This window comes from Nguyenibacter vanlangensis, assembly GCF_013376155.1.
GTDB classification, from domain to species: Bacteria; Pseudomonadota; Alphaproteobacteria; order Acetobacterales; family Acetobacteraceae; genus Gluconacetobacter; species Gluconacetobacter vanlangensis.
This window is the reverse complement of the sequence record NZ_JABXXP010000384.1, coordinates 1-2,833: the sequence shown is the minus strand read 5'-3', so window position 1 is coordinate 2,833 and position 2,833 is coordinate 1. Positions and strand designations below refer to the sequence as shown.

At 69.0% G+C, this 2,833-nt stretch carries 3 protein-coding genes; 1 reads left to right on the top strand and 2 read right to left on the bottom strand.

The window, feature by feature from the left end:
- Both HUK84_RS14250 and HUK84_RS14245 read right to left on the bottom strand, forming a co-directional pair.
- On the bottom strand, positions 1-1,837 hold a 1,837-nt coding region (locus tag HUK84_RS14250; protein ID WP_176640880.1), incomplete at its 3' end, for an FUSC family protein.
- 4 nt (positions 1,838-1,841) lie between these two features.
- Positions 1,842-2,366, bottom strand: a complete 525-nt coding sequence (locus tag HUK84_RS14245; RefSeq protein WP_246285695.1) for a MarR family winged helix-turn-helix transcriptional regulator — start codon at positions 2,364-2,366, stop codon at positions 1,842-1,844.
- A gap of 157 nt (positions 2,367-2,523) precedes the next feature.
- On the opposite strand from HUK84_RS14245, the gene HUK84_RS14240 reads away from it, so the two are divergent.
- Positions 2,524-2,833: MarR family winged helix-turn-helix transcriptional regulator (locus HUK84_RS14240; RefSeq protein ID WP_374729366.1), on the top strand; the 310-nt coding region annotated here is incomplete at its 3' end.

The following is a 2,833-nucleotide window of genomic DNA, read 5'->3' as shown; positions in this document are numbered from 1 at the left end:
CCCGCACCACCAGCCGCCCCAGCGCGACCGCCCCCAGCGCGGCGTCGGTATAGGCGTTGCGCTCGCGCACCGCCATGCACAGCGACAACCGCATGGCCAGGCGCATGATCTTCTGGATCTGCACCCCTTCCCAGGTCACCCACGCGCCGGGCGTCTCGGGCAGGACCAGCGCCAGCCGGCGCACCCCCCGGCCGATCGAGGCCACCAGCCGCGCGGCGTCCAGCCGGTCATCGGGCGGCAGAACGACGCGAAAGCCCAGCACCAGCAGCACGCACGCCACCGCGAAGGTCAGCCAGTTATTGGTCAGGGACAGGTCATGGTACCGGATCGGATTCGCAACGTCGAGCAGCGCGGTAAAGAACACCGAGTAGCCGAAGGCGCCGATCCCCCAGCGCGGGCTGAACTGCATCCACACCCCGGGCAGCAGGAACAGGCACAACGCACCCAGCAGCAGCGGAAACCCGTCGATGCGCGGCAGCACCAGCATGTGGCAGGCGATTCCCGCCGGGATCGACAGCAGCGTCCCCCCCGCCATCAGCACGCTGGCGCGCGACGCCGAGGGCGTGGTCGACACCAGGCTGGACGCGGCGACGACATACAGCATCAGCATCGGGCCGGCGCTCCAATGCAGCACGTACCACATCAGCCCGGCCAGCAGCGTGATGACCCCGCCGCGCGCGCCGTTGCGCAGCGCCGTGGGCCAGTCCAGAAACCAGCGCAGCCGCGCATGCCGCGGCGCGTGTTCGGCGGACAGGTACAGCAGCACGCCGTCCAGTTGCGACAGCACGTCGTGCAGGTTGTCGATCGCGGCCAGCACGGCGATGTCGGCCTCGTTGCGCTCGGCCTGGGTCAGGTGCGCCCGGGCGGCGGCGATCAGCGCGCGAATCGGGCGGATATCCTCCATCCAGCCGGGACGGCCGACAATCGCCAGGATCTGTTCCATCAACCCGGCCAGGTGCGCATGCAGGCGCTCCATGGCGGGCGCCGTCACCTCCATGCTGCTCCACAGCGGATGATAGGTCGCGACGACCCCCGCCAGGCCGCTGAGCCCCACGCGCAGCGCGCCGATCCGCCGGCGGATCTCATAGGTATCGGTCGCCGCGTATTCCACCGCCGAGATCAGCGCGCCGATCCGCGACATCAGCACGCCGCGCCGGTCGTACAGCGGCGTGGGCAGGGACCTGAATTCCCCCGTGACCGACAGCGGCGCCGCCTCGGCCCCCGCCACGCCACGGCGGAAATTGTGATAGGCCATGGCATGGTCGACCGTATCGCGCACGATCTGCGCGATCTGCGCCGCCACGTTTTCCGGCCGGCGCATCGTCGTGACCAGAAAGACGACGGCCGTGGCGACAACGCCCACCGTGACCGCCGACAGGCGCGACAGCGCGCTGACGAAGATGCCGTTCGGATCGGCATAGGCGGGCGCTGCGACGATCACGATCGTATAGCCGGTCAGCACGGCCGCATAGGCCCTGAACAGCCGCAGAAAGGTCGCGACCAGACAGGCGAACGCCACGACCACCGCCAGGACCATCATGTACAGCACCGGCGACTGCGCCAGCACGGCCATCATCGCCACCGCGATCGCCGCCCCCAGCACGGTGCCGATCACGCGCCAGATGCTCTTGGACATCAGCGCGCCCACCGTGGGATTGGCCACGATCATCACCGTGGTGACCGAGCTTAACGGCGATTCCAGTTGGAACAGGAACGAACAGAACAGCGCCAGCGCGATCGCCGCGAAGGTCCGCGCGCAGAAGGCCGCGCGCCCCCTTATGTCCTGCCAGCGCGCATCCTCGGCAAAGAGCGCCCACAGCCGGCGCGGCAGGTCCATCGCCCTATGCCTCCGCCCCGGCGCCGTCATGCGTGCGGCGCTCGGCATTCAGCAGGATGCGATCCATCACCCGCACCAGCGCGGGCGCTGCATCGGGGTCCAGGCCCATGGTCAGGTCCCGCTCGAGCCGGGCAGCGATCCGGTGGAACTGGCGGCATTTGCGCTGCCCCGCGGGCGTGATGTACAGCCGGTTGGTCCGCCGGTCGGCCGCATCGGGGCGGCGTTCCACCAGCCCCGACGCCTCCAGCAGGTCCAGCACCCGCACCAGGGCCGACGTATCGGTATCCATCGCCGCCGCCAGGGCGCGCTGGGACGTACCGTCCGGCATCATCATCAGATAGGCCATCGGCCGAAACCCCGCGACGCTCAGCCCGGTGGATTTCAGTGCGCGCTCCAGCCGCGTGCGCCATACCGCGCCCAGCCGGATCACCCGGAACGTCATCGCCACGTCGCGGAACCGGGCTTCGTCGATCTGCAGGAAGCGGCGCATTCCCTGCGCTTCCGCATCGTCCTCCGCCCGCCTGTCCATTCCCGCCCCCCTGCATGGCCGGGCGGTTGATTGCCATGACCACTAATTCCATGGCAACAGATATTTTCGGCAAGGCTGCCGCGGGTGATCCGCAATGCTCCGGGCCAGGTCCTGCTTCATCCTCCCTTGACAATGGGTTTTTGACAATCGGCCGAAAATGAAGTCTACCTTGGCAGGTTTCCTGCCCATAATCGCGCGCCCGACGTCCAAGCCCCCGTCCTCCATGCCGGACCCGACCCTGTTAAACCCGACCGGGCCAGACCCGACCGCGCCGGAAGCCCTGGCCATGATGCTGCGTGTCGTGACCGGCAAGCTGAAGCGCCGCCTGCGCGAACAGGCCGCGCAGGACGGCTTCAATCTCTCCCAATTGTCGGTCCTGTCGCGCCTCGAGCGCGCCGGCCCCGCCACCATCAGCGCCCTGGCCCGCGCCGAGGGCATGCGCACCCAGTCCATGGGGCCGCACATCG

Excerpts from the sequence above, each read along its gene's own strand:
- HUK84_RS14245 (WP_246285695.1), bottom strand. The coding sequence starts at position 2,366 with ATGGACAGGCGGGCGGAGGACGATGCGGAAGCGCAGGGAATGCGCCGC.